21 protein-coding genes are annotated in these 26,674 nt (G+C 72.3%); 9 read left to right on the top strand and 12 right to left on the bottom strand.

Translation table 11 applies throughout. The features are described from left to right. Positions 1–11: 11 nt before the first annotated feature. The 4 genes from chvE to ACWF79_RS00090 all read right to left on the bottom strand — a co-directional run bounded on the left by chvE (position 12) and on the right by ACWF79_RS00090 (position 4,411). Positions 12–1,121, bottom strand: coding sequence for a multiple monosaccharide ABC transporter substrate-binding protein (gene chvE / locus ACWF79_RS00105; protein WP_453725745.1), 1,110 nt, complete (start codon positions 1,119–1,121; stop codon positions 12–14). Positions 1,122–1,126: 5 nt separating this feature from the next. Further along, the gene (locus ACWF79_RS00100; protein ID WP_453725744.1) at positions 1,127–2,113 is read right to left on the bottom strand and encodes a hypothetical protein; all 987 of its coding nucleotides are present in this window, start codon (positions 2,111–2,113) and stop codon (positions 1,127–1,129) included. A 109-nt stretch (positions 2,114–2,222) separates the two neighbouring features. Next, positions 2,223–3,248 carry a zinc-dependent alcohol dehydrogenase gene (locus ACWF79_RS00095; protein WP_453725743.1) on the bottom strand — a complete coding sequence of 342 codons (1,026 nt, stop codon included), beginning with the start codon at positions 3,246–3,248 and terminating at the stop codon, positions 2,223–2,225. Then, positions 3,245–4,411 carry a mandelate racemase/muconate lactonizing enzyme family protein gene (locus tag ACWF79_RS00090; RefSeq protein ID WP_453725742.1) on the bottom strand — a complete coding sequence of 389 codons (1,167 nt, stop codon included), beginning with the start codon at positions 4,409–4,411 and terminating at the stop codon, positions 3,245–3,247. Before ACWF79_RS00090 ends, ACWF79_RS00095 begins: the two co-directional genes overlap by 4 nt. 198 nt (positions 4,412–4,609) lie before the next feature. Here ACWF79_RS00090 and ACWF79_RS00085 point away from each other — a divergent pair, with 198 nt between their 5' ends. Both ACWF79_RS00085 and ACWF79_RS00080 read left to right on the top strand, forming a co-directional pair. Next, the gene (locus ACWF79_RS00085; protein ID WP_453725741.1) at positions 4,610–5,380 is read left to right on the top strand and encodes an IclR family transcriptional regulator; all 771 of its coding nucleotides are present in this window, start codon (positions 4,610–4,612) and stop codon (positions 5,378–5,380) included. Continuing rightward, positions 5,377–6,225 (top strand): SMP-30/gluconolactonase/LRE family protein, encoded by an 849-nt coding sequence (locus ACWF79_RS00080; protein ID WP_453725740.1) that lies wholly within the window; start codon positions 5,377–5,379, stop codon positions 6,223–6,225. The genes ACWF79_RS00085 and ACWF79_RS00080 overlap by 4 nt, the downstream gene beginning before the upstream one ends. Positions 6,226–6,262: 37 nt before the next feature. Here the strand turns inward: ACWF79_RS00080 and ACWF79_RS00075 are convergent, their stop codons facing one another. Together ACWF79_RS00075 and ACWF79_RS00070 are read right to left on the bottom strand one after the other, a co-directional pair. Next, positions 6,263–7,060, bottom strand: a complete 798-nt coding sequence (locus tag ACWF79_RS00075; RefSeq protein ID WP_453725739.1) for a hypothetical protein — start codon at positions 7,058–7,060, stop codon at positions 6,263–6,265. Between the two features lie 84 nt (positions 7,061–7,144). Then, positions 7,145–8,269, bottom strand: coding sequence for an AI-2E family transporter (locus ACWF79_RS00070; RefSeq protein ID WP_453725738.1), 1,125 nt, complete (start codon positions 8,267–8,269; stop codon positions 7,145–7,147). Between the two features lie 151 nt (positions 8,270–8,420). Between ACWF79_RS00070 and ACWF79_RS00065 the strand changes: the two genes are divergently transcribed. Then, positions 8,421–9,272: a DMT family transporter gene (locus ACWF79_RS00065; RefSeq protein WP_453726154.1), complete on the top strand. Its 852-nt coding sequence runs from the start codon at positions 8,421–8,423 to the stop codon at positions 9,270–9,272. Next, positions 9,269–10,513 (top strand): MFS transporter, encoded by a 1,245-nt coding sequence (locus ACWF79_RS00060; RefSeq protein WP_453725737.1) that lies wholly within the window; start codon positions 9,269–9,271, stop codon positions 10,511–10,513. Before ACWF79_RS00065 ends, ACWF79_RS00060 begins: the two co-directional genes overlap by 4 nt. On the opposite strand, the gene ACWF79_RS00055 is transcribed toward ACWF79_RS00060, so the two are convergent. From ACWF79_RS00055 to ACWF79_RS00040, 4 genes are all read right to left on the bottom strand, one after another. Beyond that, complete coding sequence (locus ACWF79_RS00055; RefSeq protein WP_453725736.1) at positions 10,501–13,434, bottom strand: NHLP bacteriocin export ABC transporter permease/ATPase subunit; 2,934 nt, start codon at positions 13,432–13,434, stop codon at positions 10,501–10,503. The two genes, ACWF79_RS00060 and ACWF79_RS00055, sit on opposite strands and share 13 nt — an antisense overlap. Position 13,435: 1 nt before the next feature. Continuing rightward, positions 13,436–15,706, bottom strand: a complete 2,271-nt coding sequence (locus tag ACWF79_RS00050; RefSeq protein ID WP_453725735.1) for an NHLP family bacteriocin export ABC transporter peptidase/permease/ATPase subunit — start codon at positions 15,704–15,706, stop codon at positions 13,436–13,438. Next, positions 15,703–16,509, bottom strand: a complete 807-nt coding sequence (locus tag ACWF79_RS00045) for an HlyD family efflux transporter periplasmic adaptor subunit (RefSeq protein WP_453725734.1) — start codon at positions 16,507–16,509, stop codon at positions 15,703–15,705. Before ACWF79_RS00045 ends, ACWF79_RS00050 begins: the two co-directional genes overlap by 4 nt. A gap of 110 nt (positions 16,510–16,619) precedes the next feature. Continuing rightward, positions 16,620–16,871, bottom strand: coding sequence for a hypothetical protein (locus ACWF79_RS00040; protein WP_453725733.1), 252 nt, complete (start codon positions 16,869–16,871; stop codon positions 16,620–16,622). 356 nt (positions 16,872–17,227) lie between these two features. On the opposite strand from ACWF79_RS00040, the gene ACWF79_RS00035 reads away from it, so the two are divergent. From ACWF79_RS00035 to ACWF79_RS00015, 5 genes are all read left to right on the top strand, one after another. Further along, positions 17,228–19,267 (top strand): prolyl oligopeptidase family serine peptidase, encoded by a 2,040-nt coding sequence (locus tag ACWF79_RS00035; RefSeq protein WP_453725732.1) that lies wholly within the window; start codon positions 17,228–17,230, stop codon positions 19,265–19,267. 258 nt (positions 19,268–19,525) lie between these two features. After that, positions 19,526–21,004 carry a globin domain-containing protein gene (locus tag ACWF79_RS00030; RefSeq protein WP_453725731.1) on the top strand — a complete coding sequence of 493 codons (1,479 nt, stop codon included), beginning with the start codon at positions 19,526–19,528 and terminating at the stop codon, positions 21,002–21,004. Continuing rightward, positions 21,001–21,813 carry a pyridoxamine 5'-phosphate oxidase family protein gene (locus tag ACWF79_RS00025; protein WP_453725730.1) on the top strand — a complete coding sequence of 271 codons (813 nt, stop codon included), beginning with the start codon at positions 21,001–21,003 and terminating at the stop codon, positions 21,811–21,813. Before ACWF79_RS00030 ends, ACWF79_RS00025 begins: the two co-directional genes overlap by 4 nt. A gap of 105 nt (positions 21,814–21,918) precedes the next feature. Then, positions 21,919–22,512, top strand: coding sequence for a DUF998 domain-containing protein (locus ACWF79_RS00020; RefSeq protein ID WP_453725729.1), 594 nt, complete (start codon positions 21,919–21,921; stop codon positions 22,510–22,512). A 192-nt stretch (positions 22,513–22,704) separates the two neighbouring features. Continuing rightward, positions 22,705–24,264 (top strand): pectate lyase family protein, encoded by a 1,560-nt coding sequence (locus ACWF79_RS00015; RefSeq protein WP_453725728.1) that lies wholly within the window; start codon positions 22,705–22,707, stop codon positions 24,262–24,264. A 46-nt stretch (positions 24,265–24,310) separates the two neighbouring features. Here the strand turns inward: ACWF79_RS00015 and ACWF79_RS00010 are convergent, their stop codons facing one another. Together ACWF79_RS00010 and ACWF79_RS00005 are read right to left on the bottom strand one after the other, a co-directional pair. After that, on the bottom strand, positions 24,311–25,078 hold the full coding sequence (locus ACWF79_RS00010) for a hypothetical protein (RefSeq protein WP_453725727.1): 768 nt from the start codon (positions 25,076–25,078) through the stop codon (positions 24,311–24,313). Positions 25,079–25,207: 129 nt separating this feature from the next. Beyond that, positions 25,208–26,458, bottom strand: coding sequence for a serine hydrolase domain-containing protein (locus ACWF79_RS00005; RefSeq protein ID WP_453725726.1), 1,251 nt, complete (start codon positions 26,456–26,458; stop codon positions 25,208–25,210). Positions 26,459–26,674 lie beyond the last annotated feature (216 nt).

Raw genomic sequence — 26,674 nt, 5'->3', positions numbered from 1 at the left:
CCGGTCGGGGACTAGTTGAGGTCGCTCGCCTTGATGTATCCGGAATCCACCAGGACGCTCTGGTAGTTGGCCTTGTCGACGTTCACCGGGTCGAGCAGGAAGGCCGGGACGACCTTCTTCTCGTTGTCGTACGTGGTGGTGTCGTTGACCTCGGGCTTCTTGCCGTCGAGCAGCGCGTTGACCATCTGGCCCGCGACCTTGGCCAGTTCACGGGTGTCCTTGTACACGGTCTGGGTCTGCTCGCCCGCGATGATCGACTTCACCGACGCGACCTCCGCGTCCTGCCCGGTGACGATCGGCAGCGGCTTACCCGCGCTGCCGTAGTCGTCGGACTTCAGGGCGGACAGGATGCCGATGGAGATGCCGTCGTACGGCGAGAGGACCGCGTCGACCCGCTCCTTCGCGTACGAGGAGGTGAGCAGGTCGTCCATGCGCTTCTGGGCCTGGCCGCCGTCCCAGCGCAAGGTGGTCACCTGGTTGAGCTGGGTCTGCCCGGACCGGACGACCAGCTGCTTCTTGTCGATGTACGGCTGCAGGACCTTCATGGCGCCCTGGAAGAAGTAGCGCGTGTTGTTGTCGTCGTTGGAGCCGGCGAACAGCTCGATGTTGAACGGACCCTTCTTGCTGCCGTCCTTCAGGCCCAGCTTCTCGACGAGGTAGCCGCCCTGGAGCTCACCGACCTTCTCGTTGTCGAAGGACGCGTAGTAGTCGACGTTCGGCGAGCCGAGGATCAGCCGGTCGTAGGAGATCACCGGGATCTTCGCGTCCGCGGCCTGCTGGAGCACGTTGGCGAGCGCCCGGCCGTCGATCGCCGCGATCACCAGTGCGTCGACGCCCTGCGTGATCATGTTCTCGATCTGCGAGACCTGCTGGTCCGGGTCGTCCTCGCCGTACTGGAGGGTCGTCCTGTAGCCGTACTTCTTCAGGCTGTTCACCATGTTCTGGCCGTCGGCGATCCAGCGCTCGGACGACTTCGTCGGCATCGCGATGCCCACCGTCAGGTCCTTCGCGCCCTTCTCCTCCTTGGCACCGCCCTCGCCGCTCTGGCCGCAGGCGGAGAGGGCGAGGGCGAGACAGGTCGCGAGGGTGGTGACGGTGGCGGCTCGGCGGAGTGTGCGCATGGTCATCAGTCCTTGTCAGTGGTGTCGATCGGGTCGGGGAAGCGGTGGAGGGGGCCGGGCAGCCGGGAACCGAGCGGGGACATCCCGCCGTCCGCGCCGTGCCGCGCCAGCAGGTCGAGGGCGAGCCTGCCCCGCCGTACCCGCTCGCGGGCGGTGGCGAGGACCGTCTCGCGCAGGTGGAGACCGGCGGGATAGAGCGCGGGAGCCTTCGCCAGACCGAACTTGAGGTACATCGGGGCGCCCCGCCGGATCAGCTCGGCGACCTCGTACATCCGGACGTAGCCGCCCAGGTCGTCGGGGGCCTCGATGTACATGTCCATCGGGGCGGCGCTCCACCGGCGGATCTCGGTGAGGTGCGCGAGCGGCAGATCGCTGGGCACGTTCACCGAGTCGGCGCCCAGGCGTTCGTGGACGGCGTACGCGGCCGGGTTCACCGGGCCGATCAGCGCCGAGACCTTCAGCGTGGTGTCCGCGGGGATCACACCGTGGCCGCGGGCCTGGTGCAGCGTCCACAGCACGCCCTCGTCCGCCACCAGCAGGCACTTCACGCCCAGTTCGGTCGCGCGGACGGCGTCCTCCACACAGCCGGCGACCGCGTCGTGGCCCCGGGCCCGCAGGCCCCCGCCGCGCGAGTCGCTGCGGACCGAGCCGCCGATGTCCCATGTGCCGCGCGGGCCGGTGAACAGGCAGAGTTCGACGGACCGTGCGGCGGCGGCCCGCACCATCTCGGTGATCTCGTCGTCGGTGAGCATCCAGACACCGCTGCCCTGGCTGACCCGGTGGACCGGGACGTCGAGCCGGGCGGACTCCGCGAGGACCGCCTCCAGCGCCTCGGGGCCTTCCACGGACGGCACTTCGGTACGCCAGCTGCCGCCGTCAGGGAAGGCGTGCGGGGAGGTGTCGGCGGGGGAGAGGGCGGGGGCCCCGAGCCCGAGAACGGTGAGCCCGGGTTCCCCGGGGCGGCGGGGCGGCGAAGGGGCGGATTCGGTCACGAACGGTCCTCCGTGTTCGGTATGTCGGACATGGTTCGGGTGGGTGGGCAGGAGGGGGCGCGGCCCGGGACCAGGGGCCCCCGGCGATCCGGGCCTCTGCGCTTTCGCTTCACGGGCGCAACAGCACCTTCCCGACCTTGAGGTCGGCGGACCCCACCAGCTCGACGGCCTGCGGGAACGCGCCGAGCGGGAGTTCGTGCGTCACCAGCGCGCCGAGGTCGAGCAGGCCCGCCCCGAAGGCGCGTACGGCATGGGACCAGGCCGTGGGTGGAGCGCCGAAGACCGTGTGGAGGGTGAGCCGACGGGTGACGAGCTCCGTCGGATCGAGGCCGTCGGCCCCGGGTGCGGGGATGCCGGTGAGGACGACCCGGCCGCCCCGGCGGGCGAGGTCCACGGCGGTGCGGGCGGAGCCGGGGGCCCCGGCCGCCTCGACGGCCAGATCGCACCGGCCCTCCAGGCCGCCGGCCGAGTCGACGACGGCCGTCGCCCCGAACACCCGGGCGAGCTCCGCGCGTTCGCGACGCGGCTCCAGGACGTACAGCTCGGCGGGCGAGGCGGCGGCGAGCAGTTGTACGGCGATCAGACCGAGGGTCCCCGCGCCGACGACGGCGACGCGCTCGCCGGGTCGGGGCGCGGCCGCGAGCGTCGCCGCCGCCACGCAGGCGGCCGGTTCCAGCAGGGCGGCCGCCGTCAGGTCGGCGTCGTCCGGTAGGAGGTGCAGCAGTCGGGCCGGCAGAGTCAGCGTGGGGGCCATCGCGCCCGGCCGGGTGAAGCCGGTCTCGTCGTATCCGGCCGTACAGAGGGTGGTGTCACCCGTATGACAACGTTCGCACAGCTGGCACGCGCGGAAGCCCTCCCCGACCACTTTCCGTCCGACGAGCCCCGCGGGGACGCCCTCACCGACCTGGGCCACCGTCCCGGACCACTCGTGGCCCGGAACGACCGGGTAGCGCACGTACCCTTCGGGACGGGTGCCGCCGTACACCTCGCGGTCGCTGCCGCACACCCCGCTCGCGTACACCCGGACCAGCGCCTCCCCGGGGCCCGGCGGGACCGGCTCGTGCGGGACGAGCCGGTGGGCTCCCGGTGCGTCGATCACGACGGCGAGACCAGGGCCGCCCGGCTTGCGGCTCACTCCGAGCCGCCGCGGGGCGCGGGGGAGCGGCGCTCCCAGCCGTCCGCCCACAGGTCGAAGCGGGCTTGCTGCTGCGGGAACTCGGCCGCCGCCTCGGTGTCGAGCTCGACCCCCAGGCCGGGCGCGTCCGAGAGCTGGAAGTACCCGTCCACCACCTGCGGGGCGCCCTTCACCACCTTCTTGATGTCCGCGTCCGCGAAATCGTTGAAGTGCTCCAGGATCTTGAAGTTCGGGGCGGTGAAGCCCACTTGGAGCGAGGCCGCGGTGAGCACCGGGCCGCCGACGTTGTGCGGGGCGACCATCATGTAGTGCGTCTCGGCGGTCGCGGCCAGCTTCCGGGTCTCCCAGATGCCGCCGATGTGTCCGACGTCCGGCTGGAGGATGTCGGCGGCCTGGCTCTCGAAGAGTTCACGGAACTCGATGCGGTCATGGACGCGTTCCCCCGTCGCGATCGGCAGGTCCACCTTCGCCGCCACCTTCTCCAGCGCCTTCAGGTTCTCCGGCGGGACCGGTTCCTCCAGCCAGGCCGGCCGGAACGGCGCCATCTCGCGGGCCAGCCGGATCGCCGTGGCCGGGGCGAACCGGCCGTGCATCTCCAGCATGAGCTCCGCGTCCGGCCCGATCGCGTCCCGTACCGCCTCGATCAGGGAGATCGCGTACAGCGAGTCCTGGTGGGAGAGTTCGAGGTGCCCGGTGCCGAACGGGTCGATCTTCAGGGCCTGGTAGCCCCGTTCGACGACCGCGCGGGCCGCCTTGTGGTAGGCGTCCGGGGTCCGCTCCGTGGTGTACCAGCCGTTGGCGTACGCCTTGACCTTGTCGGTGACCTTTCCGCCGAGCAGCTGCCAGACCGGCACGCCGAGCGCCTTGCCCTTGATGTCCCAGCAGGCCATCTCGATCACCGCGATGCCCGACATCACGATCTCACCGGCCCGGCCGTAGTCCCCGTACTTCATCCGGCGGACGAGGTCCTCGATCGCGAACGGGTCCGAACCGGCGATGTGGTTGGCCTCGGCCTCGCGGAGGTAGCCGAGCAGCGCGTCGGTGTGGCCGAGCATGCGGGTCTCGCCCACCCCGGTCAGCCCCTCGTCGGTGTGGACGAGGACATACGTGAGGTTACGCCAGGGGGTTCCGACGACGTGAGTGCTGATTCCCGTGATGCGCACGGCAGATGCCCCTCGATCTCGTTCGAAATTTCGTCACACGTTCGAAATGTAGGCGTGACCGTAGGGGCTGGTCCGTGGCGTGTCAACGGGTCGCGCGACCATTGCCGACTCAACGTGCCTGTGGTTAACCTGCGTTCGTGATATCGGCCATCGGCCGGAATACCGAACACCATCGACATGAGGGGTGGGTGAGCGGCGATGGGACGCCATGTTCCCGCAGTGGCACGAGCGCTGGACATATTGGAGCTGTTCCTGACGGGCGAGGAGACACTCGCCGCCCCGGACGTGGTCCGCCGGCTCGGGCTGCCGCGCACCACCGTGCACGAACTGCTCACCACCCTGGCCGCGCGCCACTACCTCGTGCACGCCCCCGACCACCCCGGCCGCTACCGCCTCGGCGTGCGCACGTACCAGCTGGGCAGCCGGTACGCCGAGCAGCTCGACCTCGCCGCCGAGGGCCGGCAGGTCGCGGGCGAGGTCGCCGAGACCTGCGACGAGACCGTCCACGTCGCCCTGTTGGAGGACACCGACGTCATCTACGTCGCCAAGGTGGACTCCACCCACGCCGTCCGCATGGTCTCCGCCGCCGGTCGCCGTCTGCCCGCCCACTGCACCGCCGTAGGCAAGATGCTGCTCGCCTCGCTGCCTCCGGCCGAGCTGGACAGCCGTATCGACGGGCGTGAACTCGTCGCGATGACACCGCACAGCATCACGGACCCCGCCGCGCTCCGCTCGGCTCTCGCCGAGATCCGCGAGCGCGGGATCGCCACCGAGCACCGGGAGTCCAACCCAGACGTGAGCTGCGTCGCCGCCCCGGTGCGCGACAGCACCGGCCGCGTCGTCGCGGCGCTCTCCGTCTCCGTCCCCGTGATCCGGTGGAGCGAGGACCGCGAGCGGGACCTCGCCGAACTGGCCGCCAAGGGCGCCGCCGACCTCTCCGTACGGCTCGGCCACCGAGCGACACGGTGAGGCGTCGACCGGCCGTCGCCGTAAGGGAACAGGCCGCGCTGGGCGAGGGCCCCACCTGGGACGCGGCCGCGCGGCGGCTGATCTGGGTGGACATCCTCGGCGCGCGAGTCCACACGTACACGCCGGAGACCGGCCGTCGGACGGTCATGGCCACCGAGCAGCACGTGGGCGCGGCGAAACCACGGGCGGGCGGCGGCCTGGTCGTCAACCTCAGGGACGGTGTGGGGGGTTACGACGCCCGGGGCACCTTCACCTGGCTGCTGCGCGACCCGGTGCCGGGTCGGCGCGGCAACGACGCGGCCGTCGCCCCGGACGGGTCGCTGTGGGCGGGCACCATGCGCTACGACGAGGCTCCCGGCGGCGGCAACCTGGTCCGCCTCGCACCCGACGGGACCGCGCGCGAGGCGCTCCCCTCGGTGACGGTCAGCAACGGCATCGGCTGGAGCCCCGACGGATCCCTGCTCTACTACGTCGACAGCCCCACCCGCCGCATCGACGTCTGCCCGGCGGACGCCGAACTCGCCACACACCGCCGCCCGTTCGCGACGATCGAACCAGGCGCGGGCTTCCCCGACGGGCTCACCGTCGACGCGGACGGCTGTGTGTGGGTCGCCCTCTGGGACGGCGCGCAGATCCGCCGGTACACCCCGGACGGCACCCTGGACCGCGTCGTCCCCCTCCCGGTCCAGCGCCCCACGGCATGCGCCTTCGGCGGACCGGACCTCCGCGACCTCTACGTCACCACGGCCCGCACCGGCCCGCACCACCCCCACCCGCTCGACGGCTCCCTCCTGGTGCTCAGGGACGCGGGTCACGGCCTGCCGAGTGTTCCCTTCGGGGGCTGAGACCGGGGGATCCGTGGTCCGCACCCTCGCACGGCCGTCACTCCCGGTCGGTGCGGGCCTCTTCGGCCCGGGCGTGGGCCTCGTGGGCCGCCTTCGCGGCCTTCGTCGCCGCCGCACGGGCCTCACGCTGCTCGGACCTGGCCCGGTCGAGCTCCTCCTCCAGGTGGGTCACCCGGGCGTCCGCCTCGGTGGCGCGGGTGTCCGCCGCGCGGAGCTCCTCGTCCCTGCGCGCCGCCTCGGCCGCCGCCTTCTTCGCTGCCTCGGCGGCCGCCTTCTCCGCGGCCGCCCGCGCGCGCCGGTCGGGCTTCGGCGGGGGCGGCTTCGGTGGGGTCGAACGCGGGGGGAGGCTCTCCGGGGTGATGCCCCCGAAGCCCACCGGCGCCTCCGGCGGCTTCGTCAGCCGGCCCGCCGACCACTGCGCGGCGATGTCCTGGTCGGCCAGGACCGCGCGGAAGAGCTGTTCGACCTCCTCCTTGACCGAGGCGCTCAGCGGGTGGCCCGCCTCCTGGGCGAGCGCCGCCGTCGCGCGGACCTCGGCGGCGATCACCTTGTTCTGCTGCCCGGCCGCCTCCCGGAACGTCTTCGGGTCCAGGAGCCGGTGGGCCTCCTGGAGCGTCTCGCCCAGCGCGAGCAGCCGCCGGACGTCCTCAGGCCGTTCCCGTACGAACCGATTCGAGGCCCAGGCGGCCAGGGTGGGCCGGCGCAGGGCCGCGATGCGCTTCGCGGCGGCCGGGTCCTTGGCGCTGCGCGCCTCGGCCGCCCGGGCGTCCCGGGCCGCGACGAACTCGCCCGGCTCCACCACGTACAGCTCATCGATGACCTGCTCGACGTCCATGACCTCACTGTGCACGAGCGTGCCGCCAAGGGCTCGGCGGCGCGGTCACCCGGTGAACCCGGCCGCTCCGCACGCCGGCCGGACTCACCCCGCCGACGCCCCGCCGGTCGCCTCGCCCGCCTCCGCCTCCGCCTCCGCCTCCGACCCTTCGCCCTTCTTTCCGGGCGCCTCCCGCAGCGCTGTCCGGACCGACCAGAGCACCGACACCAGCGGCACCGCCACCACGGCCCCCACCACACCTGCCGCGATCGCGCCCGCGATCACCGAGACCGCCACCACCAGGGGATGCAGCCGCACCGCCCAGCTCATGACGAGCGGGTGCAGCAGATGGCCCTCGATCTGCCCGATGATCACGATCAGGCCGACCACGATCGCCGCCACCCAGGGGCCCTGCGACGCCAGCGCCACCACGGCGGCGACCGCCAGTGCGATCGGTGAGCCGATCAGCGGCACGAACGCGGCGACGAACTCCAGGAGGGCCAGCGGGACCGCCAGCGGCACCCCGAGGAGCCAGAGGGCGAGCCCCACCAGGATCGCGTTCACCGCCGCGACCAGCACGATCCCGTGCGTGTAGCCCGTGAACGTACGCCAGGCCGCCCGGCCCCCGACGTCCATCCGGTCGCGCACGGACCCCGGCAGCTGTTCCCGCAGCCAGACCCACTGCCGGTCTCCCGAGTGGATGAAGAACACCGAGCAGAACAGCGCGAGGGCCAGCGTCGTGAGGACCGCCACCAGCCGGTGGGCGCCGCTCACCGCCTCGCTGACCAGGGTGGAGCGGTGACTCGACAGGAACTGGCCGATCCTGCCCTGCACATCCGAGAGCGCCTCCGGGTTCAGCCGGAACGGCGGCCGCTCCAGCCACTGCTCGATCCGCTCGACGCCGTCCCGGAACTCCCGTACCAGCGTCGTCCGCTCGCCCTCCACCGCCTCACCGACCAGCGCCAGAACACCCAGGACGAGCGCGAGGCTGCCGAGGAGGGTGAGGGCGACCGCCAGCGGGCGGGGCAGGCCCCGGGCGACCACGTCCGCCACCGGACGCAGCAGAGCGGTGATCACCAGACCGAGGAAGACGGCCACCCCGATCTCGTGGAAGCGCCCGAGCAGGGCGAACAGGCTGTACACCAGCGCGCCGACGACGAGCAGACGCCAGGCGTAGGCGGCGGCGGTACGGAGAAACGGGATCACCGGCGGCGGTGTGCCAGGCTGCATGTCCGACGACGTACCACCACGGGCCCGGCGGGCCACGCGCGCGGCCCGGTATTCGGCCGACCGGCGGCAGGAGGGGGGCGTACCGGGTGAACCGCGCGCCCGCGCCGGTGTCGTCGCCCGGCCGTCCACCGGCGCCGGTGACCATCGGGAGGTGAGTGTCGTCCTGCCGGTCCTCTTCGCCGTGTGCGCCGCGTTCAGCAACGCGCTCGCCACCGTGCTGCAGCGCCGTGCCGCGCTCACCGTCCGTCAGACCGACTCCTTCCGGCCCGGCCTGATCCTCGATCTGCTGCGGCGCCCGCTATGGCTCGCAGGCATCCTCGCCGTGATCGTCGCCGGGGTCGGGCAGGCGGCGGCCCTGGCGACCGGCCCTCTCTCCCTCGTCCAGCCGCTGTTCGTCCTCGAACTGCCGCTCGCGTTGCTGATCGCCTCACTGATCGCGCGGCAACGGCTGCCCGGGGCGTTGTGGGTCGCCGTGGCGGGCGTCGTGGCGGGGCTCGGTCTCGCGCTCGTGGCGGCCTCCCCGGACGGAAACCGGACGCATGTGGCCCTGGACCGCTGGCTGCCCACGCTCGCCGTCTCCGCGGCCGTCGTCGTCGCCCTGGCGGTGGCCGGTTTGCGTCGGCCGAACGGCCGCGCCCGCGCCGGGTGCCTCGGCGCCGCCACCGCCATCTGCTACGCGCTCACCGCCGCCCTGATGAAGACCTCCATGCACATCCTCGACGAGGGCGGAGTGCCCGCCTTCCTGACGGCCTGGCAGACGTACGCCTTCTGCGTCGCCGGGATCGCGGCCCTCCTGCTGCTCGAACACGCCATGCAGGGCGGACCGCTGGTCGCCTCGCAGCCGGCGCTGACCCTCGGCGACGCCACGGTCAGCCTGATGCTCGGAGTGGTGCTCTACGAGGAGCACGTGCGGGCCGGCTGGTGGCTGGTGCCGGAGCTGCTCGGCGTCGCTCTCGTGGTCGCCGGCGTGTTCGCGCTGGCCCGGAGCGAGGCGGCGACATGACCGGCGCGTCCGCTCCGACCACCCGGAGCACCACCCGTCGCCGGGGGCGCCTCGGATACCTCGCGGCCGCCGTCGTCTTCGCCATCGGCATGGCCGGCACGACGCTACCCACACCGCTGTACGGGCTGTACCGCGAGGAGCTGGGCTTCTCCGAGCTGATGGTGACGGTCATCTTCGCCAGCTACGCCGTCGGCGTCATCGCCACCCTCCTGCTCGTGGGCAACCACTCGGACCGGGTGGGGCGCCGCCCGATCCTGTGGGTGGCGCTGGGTCTGGCCGCCGCCAGCGCGCTCTGCTTCCTCTTCGAGGGCGGACTGCCGCTGCTGTTCGCCGGCCGGCTGCTTTCGGGTTTCTCGGCCGGGCTGCTGAGCGGGGCCGGTACGGTCACCGTGCTCGAACTGGCACCGCCGGAACGGAAGTCCCGCGCGAGCTTCGCCGCGACCGCCGCCAACATGGGCGGTCTCGGCTGCGGGCCGCTGCTCGCCGGACTCCTCGCCGAGTACGCCCCGAAACCGTTGGAGCTGCCCTTCCTCGCCCACCTCGGGCTCGTCGCGGTGGCCTGCGTGATCGTGGCGCTCCTGCCGGAGACCGTCGAGCACCCCCGTCTGCGGACCCGGCCGAGGCCGCAGGGGCTGTACGTACCGCCGGAGGTCCGAGGCGTCTTCACGCCCTCCGCGCTGGCCGCCTTCGCCGGGTTCTCCCTGCTCGGCCTGTTCACCGCCGTGGCACCGAGCTTCGTCGCGCAGACCCTCGACATCACCAACCACGCCGTCTCGGGCATCGTCGTCTTCTCGGTCTTCCTCGCCTCGACCGTGGGCCAGTCGTGGACGGCCCGGATGCCCGGGCGCGTCGCCCTGCCGCTCGGCTGCCTGATCCTTGTGCTCGGCCTCCTCCTCGTCGGAGCGTCCCTGTGGGCGGAGGCGCTGCCGCTCCTGGTCGCCGGCGCGGTCTGCGGCGGGATCGGCCAGGGGCTCGCCTTCCGTGCCGGGCTGACCGCCGTCGGCGAGGCGGCCCCGCCCGCGCACCGGGCGGCGACGGTCTCCTCGTTCTTCGTCGTCGCCTACACGGGCATCTCCCTGCCGGTCGTGGGCGTCGGCGCGTTGGCGATGTGGCTTGGCCTGGACGCCGCCGGGCTGATCTTCACCGGTTGTGTGACCTTGCTCGCCGCGGCCACCGGCCTCTACCTGGCCCGTGGCCTACGGGAGCCGGATCCGGTACACGATCAGGATCAGCGCAGCTGACGGCGGACCAGTTCGTGGAAGAGGCCGTTCGTGTCCGCGAGCAGCTCGGCCGGTGACCCCTGCTGGACGATCTTGCCGTCCGCCATCGCGATCACCCGGTCCGCGTCCATGATCGTGGACAGCCGGTGGGCGATCACGACCCGGGTGGCGTTCAGGGCCCGGGTCGACTCGATCACCACCCGCTGCGCCTCGTTGTCCAGTGCGCTCGTCGCTTCGTCGAAGAAGAGGATCCGGGGCCTGCGGATCAGCGCCTGGGCGATCATCAGCCGCTGCCGCTGCCCACCCGAGATCGTGCCGCCGCCGTCGGACAGCATGGTGTGCATCCCCATCGGCATGGCCTTGATGTCCTCGGCCAGGCCCGCCATCGCGGCCGCCGCCCACGCGTCCTCGAGCGGGAACGTCTCGGCGCCGCAGATGCAGTCGAGGATCGTGCCGGAGAACGGCTGCGCGTTCTGCAGCACGACACCGCACTGCCTGCGGACGGCCGCCTGGTCGAGCGCCGCCAGGTCCTGACCGTCGTAGCGCACGCTCCCGGACGACGGCCGGTCGAAACCGATGAGCAGCCGAAGCAGCGTCGACTTGCCGCAGCCGCTCGCGCCGACGACCGCCACGAACTCGCCCGGACGCACCCGAAAGTCCACACCGTCGAGGACCAGGGGGCCGTCGTCGGTGTAGCGGAAGGACAGGTTCTCGGCCTCGATCGCCCCGCTCAGCTCGCCCGGCTGGGCGCTGGAGCCCCGCACCTCGGGCGTCTCCCGGAACACCGGCCGGACCTGTTCGAACATCGGCTGCACGGCGGCGGCCGACAGCAGCGCGCCGGTCAGCTGGGTGACCGACGACAGCAGCATCGTCACGGCGGTGCTGAACGTCAGGAACTCACTGGCGGACATCGACCCCCGGGCCGGGCCCGCCAGCAGCATGAACATCACGAGCGTGCAGAGCGGCAGACAGACCGCGCCGAGCACGGTGAGGATGTTCGTGATCCGCCCCACGCGCTGCTGGAGCTCCCGGGTCCGGGCGAACTCGCCCGCCCAGGCCGCGTACGCGAAGCTCTCCGCCGCCGCGACCCGTAGCTTCGGCAGCCCGCGCAGGGTCTGGAACGCCTGGTTGTTCAGCTTGTTGCCGAGCCGGACCAGCCGCCGCTGGTACCGCAGCTGCCACAGTCCCAGGCCCAGGAACACCGCCGCGATCACCCCGAGCATGGCGAGCGCCGCCAGAGCCAGGGGCACGCTGTACACCAGCAGCAGGACCAGGTTCATCGTGCCGACGGTGCCGGCCTGCACGACCACCGGGCCGGTGCCGGACAGCACCCTGCGGATGGCGCTGATACCCATGGCCGCACTGGCCAGTTCCCCGGTGGAGCGGCCCGCGAAGAAGCGGGTCGGCAGGCGCAGGAGCCGGTCCCAGACGGCGGGCTGGAGGGTGGCCTCGATCCGGCCCTCCAGGCGCAGGATGGCCACGTTCTGCAGCAGCATGAAGGAGGCCGAGACGACGGCGGTCGCGAGGATCGCGAGGGCCGTCTGCACGATGAGCCCGGTCTCGCCCCGGGGCACGTACTCGCCGAGCACCTTGCCCGTGGCGATGGGCACCAGGGCTCCCAGGCCGACCGCCACCAGACCGGAGAGCAGCAGCGTACGGAGCTCGGCGCGGGTGCCCCGCACGCTGAAGCGGAGCAGCGGCAGCAGGCCGAGCGGCCGGTCGGGCAGCGGACGGTAGAGCATCACGGCGCGCGGCGAGATGGAGGACGCGGTGGCCTTCCCGACCCGCTCGCGCGCGCCGGTCGCGGGGTCGACGGCCTCGTACCGGCCACGCCGCCACAGCAGCGCGACCGGGGCCTCGTCCGCCTCACGCCGCCCCACCAGCGGCCCGCTGTACTCCCGCCACCAGCGGCCGTCGAGCCGGACGGTCCGGGTGCGGATCCGCGAGGCGAGCGCGATGCGTTCGACGGGGTCGAGACGGCCGGGAAGGCCGCTCGCCTCCGCCGCACCGGCCAGCGTGATCCGCGCCTCCTCGGCGACCAGCCGGCAGACGGCGTACGTCGCGTCGTCGCTCGCGCGGCCGCGGGAGGCCGCCCCCGAGGCGCCCGAGGTCCTTGCGGCGCCTGATGTCCCCGGCCTGCCGATGGAGGCCAGCAGCGCCTGGTCCGCCTGCGTACGGGCGGCCCGGCCGGCCTCGATCCCGGCCGCCGTACGGTCCTCGTGGGCGCGCTCCAGCTGCTCGATCCAGCTGTCCAGGGCGTACAGCAGCCGGTACTGCTGGTCGACCATGCCCTGCCACATCACCGGGTCGACGAGGAGGGTGCCGGCGGCGTCGTCCCCGTACCCGTCGTACGCCGCCCCGTAGAGCACGCTGCCGGGGGCGAGCTGCATCCACAGGACGTCCTCGTCCGCACCGCCGGGCTCGCTGCCCGCGCGACCGTCCAACGGCGCCTGGTACAGCACCCGCAGGCCGCGCCCGATGCCCAGCGCGAAGGCGTGCTCCAGCGGGCTCAGCTGCGGCTCGACGACCCCGTACGCGTCCTGGTCGGCGTACCACTGCCCGCCGTACCACTGGCCGCCCTGCGCCTGGCCCTCGTAGGCCTGCCCGCCGTACGGCTGGCCTGCGTACGGCTGGAGTTCGCGCAGCTCCACGCGGCGCAGCAGACACCCTTCCAGCGGGCGCCCGATGAGCGTGTGCTCGGGCCCGTCCACCGGGCCGAGCAGCAGGGTGCCCGCCTCCAGGCGGCCCAGGAAGTGCCAGGGGCCGAGCTGGGCGGCGTCCACGGCGAACAGGTCCACGGCGCCGTCGACGACGAGCCACAGCACGTGCGGGCCTTCGAGGGAGACGCTGGACAGACCGGTGCAGTCGACCACCGTGCCGAGCCCGCCGAGGGCCGCGACGACGGGATCCACCGTGGCTGTGGGCTGGTGAGGGAACGTCACCTCAGTGCTCCTTGACGAGTTCGGCGTACGCGCCTCCGGCGGCGACCAGCTGGGCGTGCCGGCCGCGCTCCACGACCGTGCCCCGGTCGAGCACGAGGATCTCGTCGCTGTCCCGCACCGTGCTCAGCCGGTGGGCGATGACCACGCAGGCGCAGCCCCGGCGCCGCAGGTTGTCGATGATGACCTGCTCGGTCGCCGCGTCCAGGGCGCTGGTCACCTCGTCGAGGACCATGACGCTGGGGCGGCGCACGAGCGCCCGGGCGATCTCCAGACGCTGGCGCTGACCGCCGGAGAAGTTGCGGCCGTCCTGCTCCACGCGGCTGTGGATGCCCCCGGGCCGCCGGGCCACCACGTCGTACACCGCCGCGTCCTGCAGAGCGGCGACGACGGCCTCGTCCGGAACCGAGGGGTCCCACAGCGCGATGTTGTCGCGGACCGTGCCCTCGAAGAGGAAGACGTCCTGGTCGACGAAGGAGACGGAGGCGGCGAGCGCCCCGCGCGGGATGTCCTCCAGGCGCATGCCGTCGATCCGGACGGCGCCCTCCCACGGGGCGTACAGGCCCGAGATCAGCCGGGAGACGGTCGACTTGCCGCTTCCGGAGCCGCCGACGAGCGCCACCTGCTGCCCGGGACCGACCGCGAGCGAGAAGCCCGTGAGCAGCGGGGCGTCCAGCGGGCTGTAGCCGAAGGTGATGCCGTCCAGCTCCACATGGCCCTTCAGCCGGCGGGTCCTGGCCGGTGGCTCGCGCCGGGTGTACACCGGGTCGACGGGGAAGTTCTCGACGTCCTTGAGGCGGGCGACGTCGGCCGCGAAGTCCTGGATACGGCCGGCCACGCCGTTGAGGCGGGTGATCGGCGCGGTGAAGCTGGTCACCAGGGCCTGGAAGGCGACGAGGAGGCCGACCGTGAGATGGCCCTCCACCGCCCGCAGGCCGCCGATCATCAGGATCAGCGCGCTGTTGAGCGCGGCCAGTGTGGGCGCGACGACCGCCAGCCAGGCGCTGGGCACGCCGAGCCGCTGCTGGACGTCGAGCGTCGTCGCGTGCTGCCCGGCCCAGCGGCGGAAGAAGCCGTTCTCGCCGCCGGTGGCCTTCATCGTCTCGATCAGCTGAAGGCCGCTGTACGCGGTGTTGGTCAGCCGGGCGTTCTCGGCGCGCAGCTTCTGCGTGCCGGTCGCCCGCAGATGGAGCACGATCCGCATGGCCACCACGTTGAGCAGCGCCACAGCCACGCCGACGACGGTGAGTTGGGGATCGTACGTCCACAGCAGCACGGCGTAGAGCAGCACCACGACGGCGTCGACGCCGGCCGCGGCCAGGTCACGGGCGAGGGTCTCGGCGACCGCGTCGTTGGACTGCAGCCGCTGGACGAGGTCGGCCGGATTGCGCTGGGCGTAGAACGTGAGGGGGAGTCTGAGCAGATGCCGCAGGAAGCGGGCGCTGCCGAGCGTGGAGGAGATGATCCTGCCGCGCAGCAGATTGGCCTGCTGCAGCGCGGTGAGCGTCGCGGTGAGGACGAGGGTGGTCGCCATCGCCGCGAAGAGCACGCCGAGCAGCGAGGTCTGGTTCCCGATGAGGAACATGTCGATGTACGTACGGCTCAGCGCGGGCACCCACGCGCCCACGACCACCAGGAGCAGGCTGGCGACGACGGCGGCGGCCATGGTGCCGGAGGTGCCGCGCAGGCGGGCCGACAGGCCGCCCATGACGCCTGGCCTGCGCCCGCCGGGCCGGAACCCCGGGCCGGGCTCGAAGGTGAGCACGATCCCGGTGAAGCTCGTGTCGAACTCCTCCATGGGCACGAACCGGCGCCCCTTGCCGGGGTCGTTGACGTACACGCCCCTGCGGCCGAAGCGGCGCCCCATGCCGTCGTAGACGACGTAGTGGTTGAACTCCCAGAACAGGACGGCCGGGGCGGCCACCTCGGCGAGGGCGGCCAGATCCATCTGCATGCCCTTGGCCTGGAGGCCGTAACCGCGCGCCGCCTTCAGGAGGTTGCTCGCCCGGGACCCGTCGCGCGAGACGCCGCAGGCGATGCGCAGCTCCTCCAGCGCGACGAAGCGGCCGAAGTGGCCGAGGACCATCGCCAGGGCGGCCGCGCCGCACTCGACGGCCTCCATCTGGAGCACGGTCGGCGTACGCACGGTCCGGGTGCGGCGGCCCGTGGGCACCGGTGCGCGACGGCGCCGCGCGGGCGACAGTCGGCGCGCCGAGGCCCGGCCTGCGGACCGGGACCGCGAACGGCCCTGCGGGGACTGCGGCGGCGCGCTCACGGCAGCAGCCAGTCGACGGGCCGCTGGGCGGAGAGGTGGACGGCGCCCGTGACGGGCGTACCGGAGTCGATTGCGTGCGGCGGTCCGTCGGTGGAGGACCAGGCGTAGCCGGAGGCGGTCGCGGCGGAGCGGTCGAGGGTGACCAGGACCGCGACCGGATTGCCCTGCTGGGCGAACTGCGCGGCCAGCCCGCCGTCGCCGAGGAAGGAGCCGATCTGCTCGCGCGTCTGCGGTGTCCGGCTCACCGCCTTGACGTGGCCCCGCAGGACGCCGAAACGGTCGCGCGGGGCGGACTGGACGCCGACGTCGACCGCGGCGCCCACCCGGATGGTCGCGGCGCTCTCGCCCGGCAGGTACAGGACGGCGACCAGGGGGGCGTCCTGGTCGGTCACGCGCTCCACGGTCGCCACGTCCGCCCCGGTGGTGACGACCTGTCCCGTCCGTGCGAAGAGCGTGGTCACCCGCCCGCCGGCCACCGCGCGCACGGGCCGGTCGCCCTGGTCGGTACGGACGGTCAGCACCGGCGCGCCGGGAGAGACGGGCCGGCCCTCCTCGACGAGGACGTCGGTGACCTGTCCTGCGACCGGGCTCTGCAGGAGGTAACTACCTTCGGCGTGGGTGAGGACGCCGGGCGCGCTCAGCTTGGACGCCACCGTGCCGGTGAGGGCCCAGTAGCCGGCGACGGCCATGACGACGACGGTCACGGCGAGCACGAGACGCCCCGGCGGGCGGGCGAATCGCACGGGTACGTCGAGTTCTTCGGGCGATTGCAGCTTGGAAAGCGCCTTCTGGCGGAACTGCACGGACTATTCCCTCGACTGCATTCGGATGGGGCGGGCACGGGGGTGCCGGGGAGTGCGCCCACAAACCCCGGAACCGGGGAAGGTTCCGGGGTTTGTGGGCGGCATTCGGCTCAGAGGCCGGCGAGACCGGTGATGCCGGAGGCGTTCACCGAGACGCCGGTGAGGCCCTGCGCCAGGCCGGGGACGCCGGAGGCGATGGCCTGGACACCCTGGACCGTCTGGAGCGAACCGACGGTGCCGAGCACGCCGGTGACGTCGCTGGTGGCAGCGCCGGCGAGGCCGCCGGAGACGGAGACGAGACCGCCGGACACGGCGTCCAGGTCGGCGTCGGAGATCTCAGCGGTCTCAAGGTCGTGACGCATATTGCGCACCCTTCATTCGTTGGGGGGAATCCGTTTCTGCGGCCGCAGCGGGCCGATCAAAGCACGCGAACGGGTGGCCGTACCAATTCTGTTGACGCCGCCACGTGAACGGTTGTGTCGCTGAGGAAACGGCCGTGCGGTCAAATTCACGGAACGCCGACATCTTCTCCGCAGGATCGAGTAACACATTTCGGGGGTCTGGCGCGGGCAGGGAACCTAACAGGACAGATCGGGGCCGGCCGGGCGTGCCCCGGACGGCCCGGGTCGAGGAACCGTGAAGGCGGCCGACGTCAACACACTCACGTTGTGCAGGTTTTCGTCAGGTGCGAGGGAGCGAACGCCTGCACAATGCGGGGATGACCGATGACGACCCGTACCTGTGGCTCGAAGACGTCGAGGGCGAGGCCGCCCTGACGTGGGTGGCCGAGCGGAACGCCGAGACCGCGGCCGAGCTGGCCTCCGACGACGGCTTCGCCGCCCTCAAGGAACGGCTGCGGGAGGCGCTGGACGCGTCGGACCGCATTCCTTACACCACCCGCCGCGGCGCGTTCCTCTACAACTACTGGCGGGACGCCACACACGTACGGGGGCTCTGGCGGCGCACGACGCTGGAGCGGTACCGCAAGGACGACCCGGAGTGGGAGGTCCTCCTCGACGTCGACGCGCTCGCCGCCGCCGAGGGCGAGAAGTGGGTGTGGGCCGGAGCCCGGGTGCGCCGTCCCGAGGACGACCTCGCCCTGGTGTGCCTCTCGCGCGACGGCGGTGACGCCGTCGAGGTCCGCGAGTTCGACCTCACCACCCGGGCCTTCGTCGAGGGCGGCTTCACGGTGGCGGAGGCGAAGACACGGATCGGGTGGATCGACGCCGACACCGTCTTCGTCGGCACGGACCTCGGGCCGGGATCGCTGACCGACTCGGGCTACCCCCGTACGGTCCGCAGATGGCGCCGGGGCACCCCCCTGGAGTCCGCCCCCGTGGTCTTCGAGGCCGAGCCGGGGGACGTGTCGGCCTGGGGCGCGCGCGACACCACCCCTGGTTTCGAGCGGGACTTCGTCGGCCGCGCACGCGACTTCTACCGCGGCGAGACGTACCTCCTGGCCGCCGACGGGGGACTCGTGAAGATCGACGTCCCCGACGACGCGCGGGCGTACGCCCACCGCCAGTACCTGATCGTCACCCTGAAGTCCGACTGGCTCGGGCAGCGGGCCGGCTCCCTGCTCGCCTTCGACTTCGAGGCCTTCCTGGCCGGTGACCGTACCCCCGAGGTGCTCTTCACCCCGGACGAGCGGACCGCCCTCGCCGGGCACGCGTGGACCCGCCACCACCTCCTCCTGGAGACGATGCGCGACGTCAGCACCCGGATCGAGATCCTCACGCCCGGCACGGGAGGCGGCGGCTGGACGCGCCGGCCGCTCACCGACGTACCGCCGCTGTCCGCCGTCACCGTCGTGGACACCGACCCCGACGTCTCCGACGAGTACTTCCTGGACGTCTCCGGGTTCCTGCAGCCCTCCACCCTCTACCGGGGGACCATCGGCGGGGACACCGAGATCCTCAAGCAGGCCCCGGCCCGCTTCGAGACGGCCGGGCTCGCGGTGGACCAGTTCTTCGCCACCTCCCGGGACGGCACCCGGGTGCCGTACTTCGTCGTCGGTCCGGACCGCGACCCCAAGGTCCCCGGGCCCACGCTCCTCTACGGGTACGGCGGCTTCGAGGTCTCCCTCACGCCCGGCTACGGATCGGTGCGCGGCCGTGCCTGGCTGGAGCGGGGCGGGACGTACGTGATCGCGAACATCCGGGGCGGCGGGGAGTACGGCCCGGACTGGCACCAGGCCGCGCTCGGGGCGAACCGGCCACGCGCGTTCGAGGACTTTGCGGCCGTCGCCGAGGACCTCGTCGCGCGCGGGATCACCACCCCGTCGATGCTCGGAGCTGCCGGAGGCAGCAACGGCGGCCTGCTCATGGGCGCGATGCTCACCCGCCACCCCGAGCTCTTCGGCGCGATCGTCGCCCAGGTGCCGCTGCTCGACATGACCCGCTTCCACCGGCTCCTCGCGGGGGCGTCGTGGATCGCCGAGTACGGCGACCCGGACGACGAGGCCGACCTGCCCCACCTCCGTGCGCTCTCCCCGTACCACCAGCTCGCCGCGGACCGCGTCTACCCGCCGGTCCTGCTGATGACCTCCACCCGTGACGACCGCGTCCACCCGGGCCACGCCCGCAAGACGGCCGCACGGCTGCGCGAGCTCGGGCACCGGGTGCTGCTGCACGAGAACACCGGTGGTGGCCACGCGGGCGCCAGCGACAACGAACAGGCCGCGCACAACAACGCCCTGATGCACACGTTCCTGTGGCAGCGACTCGCGAGAAGTGAAGGCGCGACGAACATTCTGTGAGGATTTCCGTGGAGCATTGCAGGCCACGGGTATCTCGCCAAGGCGGCGAGGGGCCGAGGAGTCCCTTTATGGAATCCGGCCCCCGGGGTATGGTCGAGCGCGTTCGCACACCCGTGCCCTTGTCGAGTGCGACATAGCGCAGAACTTCGAAGGGACGGGGGTGTTTACCAGGAATTCCGAAAGGGAGAGGAAAATCGGGGCACACTCGGACCCCACGCGCGAAGACCGACCGAAAGACGTTCGAGGCGAGGCAAACCGATGGATGGTCCGACCCCCACATCGGCCGACAACGAGAGCTCAGGCGGCATAGGCCGGGACGGCGGCTGGTTCGGACGAAGCCCGGGCGGCACCTCCGGCGGCGCACCGAGCGGCACGCCTGGCCCCGCACCGGGCAGCACGTCCGCCGGCGCACCGGGCCCCGCACCGAGCGGCACGTCCGCCGGCGCACCGGGCCCCGCACCGAGCGGCACGCCTGGCCACGCACCGGGCGACACGCCCGGCCGCCCGCCGGGAGGCGCGACGGACCGCACGCCTGGCCACGCACCGGGAGGAACGGTCGGCGGCGTGCCGGTCGGCGCACCAGGCCGTACGGCCCCCGCACCGCCCGAGGACACCTCGGACGCCGCGCTGCTGCGCCGGACGCTCGCCGAGATCGAGCCGATCGCCCACACCGTCACCGGGCACTTCTACGCCCTGCTCTTCCTCAAGCACCCGGACCTGCGCGCCCTGTTCCCCGCCGCGATGGACACCCAGCGCGACCGCCTCTTCTCCGCGCTGCTCACCGCCGCGACCCATGTCGACGACGCCGACACCCTCACCGCGTACCTCTCCGGCCTCGGTCGGGGGCACCGGAAGTACGGCACCCTGCCCGAGCACTATCCGGCCGTCGGCGAATGCCTCCTCGGCGCCCTCTCCCGCTACGCGCCGCGCAGCTGGGGACCACGGACCGAAGCGGCCTGGGTCGCCGCCTACACGGCGATCTCCCAGATCATGATCGACGCGGCGGCCGAGGACGAACTGCGCGCCCCCGCCTGGTGGCAGGCCGAGGTGGTCGCCCACGAGATGCGCACCTCGGACATCGCGGTCGTGACGGTCCGCCCCGACCAGCCCTACCCGTTCCTCGCCGGGCAGTACACCGCCGTGGAAACACCCTGGTGGCCGCGCGTCTGGCGGCACTACTCCTTCGCCTCCGCGCCCCGCTCCGACGGCCTGCTCTCCTTCCACGTCAAGGCCGTTCCCGCGGGCTGGGTCTCCAACGCCCTTGTGCACCGGGCCCGCCCGGGCCATGTGATCCGCCTCGGCGCACCCACGGGCTCCATGACCGTGGACCACACCACCGACAACGGGCTGCTCTGCCTCGGCGGCGGCACCGGCATAGCCCCCATCAAGGCCTTGGTCGAGGACGTGGCCCAGCACGGCCGCCGGCGCTCCGTCCAGGTGTTCTACGGGGCGAGACGTGACCACGACCTGTACGACATCGACACGATGCTCCGGCTGCAGCAGTCGCACCCGTGGCTCTCGGTCCGCCCGGTCGTCGACGACGGCCTCGAAGGGCAGATGTGCGGGCAACTCCCCGACGCGGTCTGCCAGTACGGCCCGTGGCACACCTACGACGCCTATCTCTCGGGCCCGCCCGCCATGATCCGGTGCGGTGTCGACACGCTCGTCGGCATCGGCATCCCCACCCACCGCATACGGCACGACTCCATCGAGGAACTGGTCGGGGCACGGAATTGAGCACTTTCGAACAGACCGGGTACCGGCAGCCGAAGCACTCCAGGACGCCGGTACGCACCACCCGCCCGGGCAGCGACGGCGAACACCAGATCCAGCAACGCATGGGGACCGCCGAGCGCGCCGACAAGTTCTACGACGAGCAGGTCCTCGACCGGCTCAACACGCGCATGCGGGAGTTCGTGGCCCGCCAGGAGATGTTCTTCCTGGCCACCGCCGACCGGCACGGGGAGTGCGACAACACCTTCCGGGCAGGACCGCCCGGCTTCCTCCACGTCCTGGACGACCGCACCCTCGCGTACCCCGAGTACCGGGGCAACGGCGTGCACGCCAGCCTCGGCAACATCGAGGAGAACCCCCACGTCGGCCTCCTCATGATGGACTTCCTGCGCGACCGCATCGGCCTCCACGTCAACGGCCGGGCCCGGATCGTGCCGGACGACGCCATGCGCCGCGCCCATGCCGGGCTCCCCGTCGACCCCGTGCCGGGCCGACGCGCCCAGGCGTGGGTGGAGGTCACCGTCGAGGAGGCGTACATCCACTGCGCCAAGCACATCCCGCACCTGCGGAAGGTGGACCGGAACGGCCCCGGGCGCGCGTGGGGAACGGACGACGTCAGGCGCAAGGGCGGCGACTTCTTCGGCGCCGCCGCCGACGCGCCGGAGCGCGGCCCGTACGTGCCTCCGCCGCGCGCGGACGCGGAGACCTGGCGGGCCGAGGCGGAGAAGGCGCTGGAACGTGCCGAACTGCGCCCGGCGGCCGCCGAAGCCGCGGAGTTCCACGGCTGGTTCCACAGAAACGTGACTGCTTGACCCCTCGTGGCCGGGGGCTCTCCCCGAGGCGTCGGACCACCCATTCGGACTCCGGCCCGTCCGCGTCCGCCCGGTGGCGGCCGCCGATCGGCTTACGGTGGGCCGATGCGACCTGTTCCACGGTGGGCCCTGCTCTCCTCGGGATGCGCCCCCCTCCTGCTGGCCGGGGGCTGGGTGATCGCGGCCCGGCTGCAAGGGTCCGGCTACGATCCCGCCACCCAGACGATCAGCGTCCTGGCCGCCTACGGGGCCGAGGGGTACTGGGTGATGACCGGTGCGCTGTTCGCGCTGGGCATCTGCCATCTGCTCACCGCCTGGGCGCTCCGCCCGGCGGCGCGCGCCGGGCGCGTCGCGCTGGCCGCCGGGGGAGCGGCGGCCGTGGCGGTGGCCCTGCTGCCGACCCCCAGCAGTGGAGGGTCCCTGCGCCACGGCTCGGTCGCCGCGGCCGGCTTCGCCCTCCTGGCCCTGTGGCCGGTCCTGGCCGCTCACCATGGCCGAAACGCCCCCTGGGGCCTGCGGCCCGTGCCGGCGCTCACCGCGACCGCCCTGATGGGGCTCGGGGCCCTGTGGTTCCTGATCGAGACCCACCGCCAGGGCGCTCCGGGCGCCGCCGAACGCCTCGTGACCTGCATGCAGTCGGTGTGGCCCTTCGTCGTCGTCGCCTCCTGCGTCCGTTTCTCCGCCGAGGACGGTCCCTGACCTCCAGAGCCTCCGAGCGTTCAAGTACCTGAATTTTCGTCACCGTACAGAACCTTGCCAGCGGAACTGACGACCCCTATCGTCGCCGACGGAAAGCGCTTTCCCCTCTTTGCGGGCGCAGGCCGACGCAGGCCGGACGCAGCAGATCACCCGGCATTCGCACGCAAGTCGAAGACGAACAGGGAGACGAGAATGAGGCGACCAGGCGCACGGCGACTCAGCGCGGCGCTGGCCACGACGGCCCTCGCGGCCGCGGCCGGCGCGGTCCTTTCGATGCCCTCGGCATCGGCGGCGACCGGCGGCGTCACCGGCTACGCGACCCAGAACGGCGGGACCACCGGCGGAGCGGGTGGGCAGACGGTGCGGGCCACCACGGGGACCGCGATCCACGCGGCCCTGTGCGGCCGGGCCAGCAGCAGCACCCCCCTCACCATCGAGGTCGAGGGCACCATCAACCACGGCAACACCACCAAGGTGTCGGGCACCTCCTGCAACACCGCCGACGGCGTGATCGAGCTCAAGCAGATCAGCAACGTCACGATCGTCGGCGTCGGCGGCGGAGCCGTCTTCGATCAACTAGGCATCCACATACGCGAATCCCGGAACATCATCATCCAGAACGTGACCGTCCGGAACGTCAAGAAGTCGGGCTCGCCCGTCTCCAACGGTGGTGACGCCATCGGCATGGAGAGCGGCGTCCGCAACGTATGGGTCGATCACGTCAGCCTGGAGGCGTCGGGCGGGGAGTCGGAAGGGTTCGACGGGCTCTTCGACATGAAGGACAACACGCAGTACGTGACGCTCTCCTACAGCACCCTGCGCAACTCCGGCCGCGGTGGCCTCGTGGGGTCCAGTGAGAGCGACCTCTCGAACAGCTTCATCACGTACCACCACAACCTGTACGAGAACATCGACTCGCGCGCACCCCTGCTGCGGGGCGGCGTCGCCCATATGTACAACAACCACTACGTGAGGCTCAACGAGTCCGGCATCAACTCCCGGGCCGGCGCCCGCGCCAAGGTGGACAACAACTACTTCGAGGACTCCAAGGACGTCCTCGGCACCTTCTACACCGACGCGGCCGGATACTGGCAGGTCGGCGGCAACACCTTCGACAACGTGACCTGGTCGAGCCCGGGCACCGACAACAACCCCGCCGGACCGGACCCGCAGTCCAACACCACGGTCTCCATCCCCTACTCCTACAGCCTCGACAACGCCGGTTGCGTACCGGCCGTCGTGAGCGGGACGGCGGGCGCCGGCAAGGGCCTGCGGGTCTCCGACGGCAGCTGCACCCCGCAGACACCGGCCCCCACCACCCCTCAGCCGACGACACCTCAGCCGACCACGCCGGCGCCCACCACCCCCGCACCGACCCAGTCCACCGGGACCAACCTCAGCATCGGGGCCGGTTCCGACGGCTCCAGCAAGGCTGACGGCACGAGCTACGGCCATGTGCGCGACGGCGACCTCTCCACCCACTGGTCACCGGCCGGTGCGACCGGTTCCGTCTCGATCAAGTGGGGCTCCGCCACCGCGGTGTCCAAGGTGAACATCCGTGAGGCGGCCGGCTCCAGCGGCGCCATCGGCTCCTGGAGGGTGCTCAACGGCGACACAGGCGCGGTCCTGACCTCCGGCAACGGTGCGGGTGTCATCACCTTCCCGCGGACCTCGCTCAAGAAGGTCACCTTCGAGATCACCGGCTCGACGGGCACGCCGAAGGTCGCCGAGTTCGAGACCTACGCGAACTAGGTCGTGTCCGGCGGGTCAGGGCCGGACACGACCTGGCCGCCGCTGGTCACTCACCCGGCTGCAGGTCCCAGGCCTTCGCGAGCCCCTCCAGCCAGACCGGAGGCAGCTCCACGCGGTCCCACTCCTCCCGCAGCGCGGCCGGTGCCGCGACGAGTCGTTCGAGCACGGCGACGCTGCTGGGGGAGTGGAGGAGGGAGTACCGGCCGTGGATGGAGACGTCGCTGCCGGGACCGTACTCCGCGTACAGCCGGGCCAGCCGTGCGCGCCGGTCCTCGGCGAACTCGTCGAGACGGCCCGCGTATCCGGCCCGCTCGGCGGTGCTCATCGTGCCGAGGACGGCGACGAGGACGTCGTCCGACACCTCGGGGTCGAGGTCCGAGAGGTGGGTGAAGGTGAGGTAGAGCGGGGTCACCGCGACCTTCGCCCGCTCCACGTCCACCCCGCCGACCGGGGGGTGGACGTACGCGGTGTCGGGGACGGGCGCCTCCGGGCCGAGGGCCTCGCGTACGGCGCGGTCGGCGATGCCCAGGAGGGCGTCGCCGACCGTGCGGGTACCGTCCTGCCACCCGGAGACGTAGCGCTGCCCCTGCCCCGCCGGGACACCGGCCCCGGCGTCGACGACCTCGCCGTACGCCTCCGCGAGCGCGCCCGCCTCGACGAGCGCGACGAGCTGCCCGGCCTCGTCCGTGGGTACTCCCGTGCGCGCGAGGAGTTCGAGGAGGGTCGTCTTCGCGTTCATGACGTCGGCCGAGTGCAGCAGGGTGGCCGGATGGGCGAGGTGCGTCTCATGAGGCGGCGGGAGCTCCGAGTTCATGATGTCCATGCTGCCTGAAGCGCCCCTCCGGCAGGCGAACGCCGTCGTGACCGGATCCACCGGAATTCCGCCCCGGCGGTTCGGCGGGTCCTACCAGGCCCCGGACCCCGCTCCGCCGGGACCCGGTCGTCAGTCGAGCGTCAGGGGAGTGCCCGGTGCGAGCTTCGCCGCGATGCGCTCGGCCACGTCCTCGGCCGTGTTGCCGTCCGGGGTGGTAGCGGTCTTGGTCGTGGAGACCGCGATGGCCAGCCGCTTCGAGGGAAGGTACGCCTGGATCGCCGCGTACCCCGAGAACGACGGGTTCTGCACCACCCATCCGTTGACCACGAGCACGCCGAGGCCGAAGTGCGCGGCCTCCGTCTGCTGCAGACAGATCGTGGCGGGGCAGGTGTCGGTCGCGTGGCCGAGGCCGACCGTGCCCGGGTTGAGCAGGGTGCGGTAGGAGCGGGGCGAGAGCAGTTCGCCGCTGCCGATCGCCTCCGCCGAGCGGGCCAGGTCGCAGACGTCGGTGGTGATGACCGCGCCGGGCGCCGTGGTCCAGGACGGGTTCCAGAAGGTGGACTCCTCGTACAGGCCACGGTCGGAGGTGAAGGCGTGCAGGACCGGGCGCGGGATCTTCGGGGTGAGGTTGCTCTGCGTGTCACGCAGGCCCAGGGGCTTCCAGACCCGCTCCTTCATGAAGGTGTCGATCCCGGCCCCTGTGATCTTCTCAAGGGCGCGGGAGAGCAGCAGGTAGTTGGCGTGGGAGTAGCTCCAGTTGGTCCCCGGCTCGTACCAGAAGGAGTGGCGCAGCGGGTACGCGAGCAGGTCCTGCGGGGTCCAGTGGCGGAACGGGTGGGCCTCCAGCTCGGCCCCGAACGCCGGGTCGGTCACGTAGTCGTGCAGACCCGTGGTGTTGGTGGCCAGCATCCGAAGGGTGATCTTGTCGGCCTTGGGGAGATCGGGCAGCCAGCGCTCCACGGTGTCGTCGAGCCGGACCTTCCCCTCCTCGACCAGCTTCAGCAGACCCGTGGCGATGTGGGCGAAGGCCACGGAACCGGCGCGGAAGTGCATGTCGGGCTCGGCCGGGACACCGGTCATGGACTCGCCGAGCGCGTCGGTGACGACCTCCTTCCCGTCGACGGTGACCCGCACTTCCACGGAGTTGAGACGGAGGTCGTTCTTGGCCTTGCGGGTGATGTCCAGGACCTGGCGGGCCCGCGGGTCCTGCGGGCGCTCGGTCCGCACACAGTCGCGTCCACCACGGCCGTCGGGGCCCTCGCCGAACGCGGGCGTAGCGATGGTGGTCGGGGCCGTGAGGCCGAGGAGGGCGGCGCAGAGGAGAGCCGTGCGGGCGGCCGTGCGGGCGCGCCGGCGCCTGGGGGAGGGGGTGTGCGTCATGCCCCGCACTATGGCGGGAAGCAGGGGACAAAGGGATCGAACACTCCGCAAAGGGGGTGAGACGCGCCCAAGTGGGGCAGGGCGCGTCCGCCAGGAGGCCGAGCCCCCCCCCATGGCCGGGGAACGGCCGGCCGAGGAGATTAGGCCCGCCAGGACGTGGCCCCGGCCCCAACCCCCACGCCGCGCTCATCAACAAAACCGACACACACGACGCGT

The organism is Streptomyces sp. NPDC054975 (genome assembly GCF_053609105.1).
Note: the sequence above shows the minus strand (reverse complement) of the source record. Positions and strands in the feature narration are given on the sequence as shown.